This window comes from Autumnicola musiva (genome assembly GCF_031846585.1).
Lineage (GTDB): Bacteria > Bacteroidota > Bacteroidia > Flavobacteriales > Flavobacteriaceae > Autumnicola > Autumnicola musiva.
Genome location: NZ_JAVRHK010000039.1, coordinates 1 through 5,230, shown reverse-complemented (window position 1 = coordinate 5,230; position 5,230 = coordinate 1). Strand labels below are relative to the sequence as shown.

Below are 5,230 nucleotides of genomic sequence, written 5' to 3'. Positions count from 1 at the left end.
CAACTGCGAACCCAAACCGTTGCCTGCAAGGCTTTAAAAGATTCCAGTTAAAAATTCATATGACACCCTTTTTCAGCAAAATTTCAAGAATTTAAAACGAATTTATTGGGCTAACAAACAAAAAATGCATAGGTTCATAACTCTTAAGAGTTGTTTATATATAGTGTGATATGACATCGACCCAAAATATCCTCAAAAAAAGAGGCCCTTTGCTTTCAAATGAACTTGCAAAAGCCTTAGAAAGAGCGGATAAAATTAGTTACAATACGGCAAGCCAGAGAGTTGCTCGAAATAAGAAAATCTTAAAAATTAAAGGTTATTTATCTAGTAATCTATCACTTTGCTATTTACCCAGTCATATAGAAGATGGAATTCTATTTCATGCTCTAAACAAAGCAATGTTCGAAAATGGAAGGAAATATTGGTACACCTTAAATGCACTACAACTTCACGGGGGAATTATAAATCAACGTTTTTTAGAATGCTATACAAACTATCCCGTTATAGCCCTGAAAGGGCATTTACCGTTCAAAAAGATACTTCAGAAATTTGTTACATCAGAAATCTTGAATTTCAATGGTGAATATTATATCCTTTCACCAAAACTTATAAAAACCAAAGTAAACTCGATTACATATAAAACAATTGAGGTAATAAAGGAGAACATTCTAACGGACTTTAATTCTCTTACTAAAAACACTGGCTTAATATCTTATCGTACAGGTGAAAAGTTTTCTGAATTCGGCAAGTTCAGATGGGCTTTTAAAGGAGTTTCCAATATTACTGGACTTATGCAAGGAAACACACCTGGTTTTATAATTGCTGACATTATAATTGGAACTCCAATTAATGAAAAAGACGTCATGTTTTTTATTGAAAAGTTGAAGCATATCCAAAGTTTTAAAAATCCCTCAAAGATAATTCCATTTCTCATAGTTGATGATTTAAGTAAAGAGGCGTTGTTGGTTTTAAAACAACACGGAATAGCAATTGGATTTATCAGAGAACTTTTTGGTCAAAAGTATGCCGATACGTTAAAAGAATTAGTCGCTGTACTGAACAATGCAGGTGCAAGTTTGAAATCAAGTCCAGAAAAATATCTGGACTTAATTAAGGAACTTAAAAAATACAATGAAGGTCTAGCTAATAACATTCGAGGAGCGCTTTTTGAATTTGTGGTCGGTCATATACATTCAACGAATAGTAACAGCAGCATTGATTTAGGTAGGGAAATATTAGAAGATAATGCAAGACATGAAATTGATGTTCTTGCTAATTATCCAGATAAAATTATTTTGGCAGAATGTAAAGCAAAGCGTTCCAAAGTTGACCTAAAAACTGTAGATAAATGGCTAGGAATTAAAATTCCAGCTTTTAGATCTTGGATTGGAAAACAAGAGACCTGGAATAAAAAAAATATTGAATTTGAATTTTGGTCAATCGGTGGCTTTACAGAAGATGCAATAGAAAAATTAGATTCCGTTATTTCTTCTGTTACGAAATACAAAGTATCATATTTTGATGGAGAAGATATACGCCGTAAAGCACTTTCAATGAAGAATAAGAAATTGAAAGAAGCACTAGATGATTTCTTTTTAAAAACAAAAGTATAGAACTAAAGCCCAGCAGGTAACAAAGAGCTAAAACGGTTAATCGCCAATAGCCGGAAGCATTAGAAACAAAATAATTGACTTGACCAACATACCAATACTAAGCCGACAAATTTGCGTTCGTAATCCCGCTATTTGTCCATAGTGTGTCGAGCAAGCAATGACCGGCAATTCAAGTAAGAATCTGCTCAATCTTTAGAATCCTTTAACATTAGAAAGTTTTTTCATAAATTGCCACTGCTTCCTTACCCTACTTCGGAAGTAGAATATTACTTCATACCCGAATCTTAATAATGGCTAAAAAGAAAACGACCAAAGAAAAATCGATTGAAGAAAGCCTGTGGGATGCTGCCAATAAGTTGCGTGGCTCCATCGAGCCTTCAGAATACAAACACGTGGTACTTGGACTTATCTTCCTAAAATTTGCGAGTGACAAATTTGAAGTGCGCCGCGAGGAGCTTATTGCCGAAGGCAAAGAAAAGTGTAGCCTTACCCAATTTAAGACACAGCTAAATTCAATAAATTTTCATTAATATCATTCGATTCGGGGAAGAATTCTTCCCCGAATCGAGGTTTGTATTCCCTTGGTGATTTATTGCCCAGGGATTGATGCGGATGGTTATTGTTGTAATCTTCCATCCATTTATTGCTTAAAGAACGCAATTGATGCAAATCATTAAACCAGTAAGCATCTAATATATCTTCTCTATAAAATCTATTTAAACGTTCTATATACCCATTTTGCATTGGCTTACCTGGTTGGGTATACCGTATTTCCACACGTTTCCTATTGCACCATTGACTGAATGTTTTAGAGATAAACTCAGGGCCATTATCACAACGGACAGTTTGTGGCAACCCAATCTCTTCTTCTAATTGTTCTAAAGTCTCCACTAGCTTTCTGGCAGGATAGTTCAATCCTGGATCTACAGCCAGTACTTCGCGGTTGCAATCATCAATTATATTTAAGACACGTACCTTTCTGCCATCAGAAAGGACATCTGACATAAAATCCATACTCCAAACTTGATTCAATTGTTCAGGGGTTTCCAAAGGATGTTTTACCCTATCTGTAATGCGCTTTTTATGTTTGCGCCTTAATTTAAGTTTCATCTGCCGGTATACTCGTAATACCCGTTTTCGGTTCCACTTATGGCCTTCGCGACGTATCCGGTTATAGTATTCATCAAAACCTCTGGTGGGCAACTCAGTTGCAAATTCAGAAAGTTTATCGATTACCTCACGATCATCTCGCTTAGTCTGATAATACCACATGGAACGGGTTAAACCTACTACATTACAGGCTCGTTTTATGGAGACCTGGTACTCTTTGATCAAATAAACCGCTCTATGTTTCTTGTCGGAAGGCCTTAGAACTTTTTTGACAGTATATCTTTTAGCATTTGGTTATCTAGACTGGCATCGGCATACATCTGCTTGAGCTTGCGGTTTTCTTCTTCCAATTCCTTAAGGCGTTTTAGCTCACTCGTTTCCATCCCGCCATACTTCTTGCGCCAGTAATATATGGTGCTCTTATCGATACCCAATTCACGAGCGATATCGCCGACGGCTCGACCCTGTTCGTTTTCCTTCAAGATCTTGATGATCTGACTTTCGGTAAATCTACTTTTTTTCATCTGACAGTTTATTGGTTTAAAATTAATAATTTCGAATTTTAAACTGTCTTATTTTTAGGGAAGGCTACAAAAGTACCTTGAGATGAAAGACTTCTACAATATGAAGAATGTCTTTTTCTTAGCTGAGACTTCCCGGTGGAGCTATCTTATTAAAAATGCGAAACAGGACGATATAGCCTTAAAGATCGATACCGCCTTAAACCAGATAGAAAAGAACAACCCTTCTCTAAAAGGTGCTTTGCCCGATAATTATTTTTCCCGCTTAGGACTGGATAAAAGTAAGCTGGCTTCCCTGCTGGATACCATTAATAAAATAGACACCCAAAAAGACAAATCCCAGGATATTGTGGGGCGTGTATATGAATACTTCTTATCTAAATTCGCTCTGGCGGAAGGAAAAGGAAAGGGAGAATTCTATACCCCAAAAAGTATTGTAAACCTTATTGCCGAAATGATCGAACCCTATAAAGGGATTATTTACGACCCGGCTTGTGGTTCCGGGGGAATGTTTGTGCAGTCTATCAAATTTATCGAAAGCCACCACGGGAGCAAACGAGAAATATCGATTTACGGCCAGGAATACACCAATACTACCTACAAACTGGCCAAAATGAACCTGGCGATTCGTGGGATATCCGCAAACCTGGGTGATAAAGCGGCCGATACCTTTAGCAATGACCAGCATAAAGATCTGAAAGCAGATTATATTATGGCTAATCCGCCTTTTAACCAAAAGGACTGGCGCGGGCCGCAGGAATTGATTGATGATCCCCGCTGGCAAGGTTATGAAGTGCCTCCTAAAAGTAATGCCAACTATGGGTGGATTTTAAATATGGTCAGCAAATTATCTGAAAATGGTATAGCAGGATTTGTACTATCTAATGGAGCTTTATCGGGTGGTGGTGAAGAATATAAAATCCGGAGAAAACTGGTGGAGAACAATCTGGTGGAAGCCATTATTATCCTGCCACAGAATATGTTTTATACCACCAATATAAGTGTAACCGTTTGGATACTGAATAGGAATAAAACTGCACATACCCGTTCTATTGGAGATGAAGAACGGCATTACCGGGACCGGCAGGAAGAAGTGCTGTTTATGGATTTGCGGCAAATTGGCGAACCATTTGAGAAAAAATTTATCCAGTTCAACAAGAATCAAATAAAGGATATTGCCAGAACTTACCACAACTGGCAACAGGAAACTTCAAATTATAAAGATATCCAGGAATATTGCTACAGTGCCACTAAAGCCGATATTGAAAAGAAAGACTTCTCCCTGGTGCCCAGCAAATATATAGAATTTGTAAACCGGGATGAAAACATCGATTTTGACACCAAGATGGCAGGTTTACAAACCGAACTTACCGATTTACTACAACAGGAAGAGGATTCTAAAAAGGAATTATTGGACGTTTTCAAAGAGCTGGGGTATGCCATCAAACTATAAGCCTATAGGCGATTATATACAATTGGTTGATGAACGTAATAAGGAGTTAAAAGTCACTACACTTTTAGGCCTAAGCATATCCAAAGAGTTTATTCCTTCCGTGGCAAATACGGTTGGGACAAATATGCGCAACTATAAAATCATCCGTAAAAATCAATTTGCCTGTAGTATTATGCAGGTGAGGAGAGATGGTAAAATGCCCGTGGCATTACTTGAAGATATTGAAGAAGCTATTATTTCTCAAGCTTATCCTGTGTTTGAAGTCATAGATACGGAGGTTTTACTCCCACAATATCTAATGATGTGGTTTTCCCGATCTGAATTTGACAGACAAGCAACATTTCATGCAGTTGGAGGGGTGAGAGGAAGCCTGGAATGGGAAGATTTTTTAGCTTTTGAACTCCCCGTTCCTTCCATAGAAAAACAGCGGGAAATCGTAAGGGAATATAATGTGGTTAAAAACCGTATTAAATTAAATGAGAAAATAAACCAGAAGCTGGAAGAAACTGCGCAGGCTCTTTATAAACACTGGT

At 37.3% G+C, this 5,230-nt stretch carries 4 protein-coding genes and 1 pseudogene; 4 read left to right on the top strand and 1 reads right to left on the bottom strand.

From position 1 onward, the window contains the following. Positions 1–170: 170 nt before the first annotated feature. Positions 171–1,613: a hypothetical protein gene (locus RM539_RS19500; protein ID WP_311505095.1), complete on the top strand. Its 1,443-nt coding sequence runs from the start codon at positions 171–173 to the stop codon at positions 1,611–1,613. A 290-nt stretch (positions 1,614–1,903) separates the two neighbouring features. Further along, a complete protein-coding gene (locus RM539_RS19495; protein ID WP_311505094.1) occupies positions 1,904–2,143 on the top strand; it encodes a type I restriction-modification system subunit M N-terminal domain-containing protein in 240 nt (79 codons plus the stop codon). Here RM539_RS19495 and RM539_RS19490 read toward each other — a convergent pair. Then, positions 2,109–3,247 (bottom strand): annotated as a pseudogene (locus RM539_RS19490) (IS3 family transposase). The gene RM539_RS19495 and the pseudogene RM539_RS19490 sit on opposite strands and share 35 nt — an antisense overlap. Before the next feature lie 82 nt (positions 3,248–3,329). Here RM539_RS19490 and RM539_RS19485 point away from each other — a divergent pair. Both RM539_RS19485 and RM539_RS19480 read left to right on the top strand, forming a co-directional pair. After that, complete coding sequence (locus tag RM539_RS19485) at positions 3,330–4,697, top strand: N-6 DNA methylase (RefSeq protein WP_311505093.1); 1,368 nt, start codon at positions 3,330–3,332, stop codon at positions 4,695–4,697. Continuing rightward, positions 4,681–5,230: restriction endonuclease subunit S (locus tag RM539_RS19480; RefSeq protein WP_311505092.1), on the top strand; the 550-nt coding region annotated here is incomplete at its 3' end. The genes RM539_RS19485 and RM539_RS19480, both read left to right, overlap by 17 nt.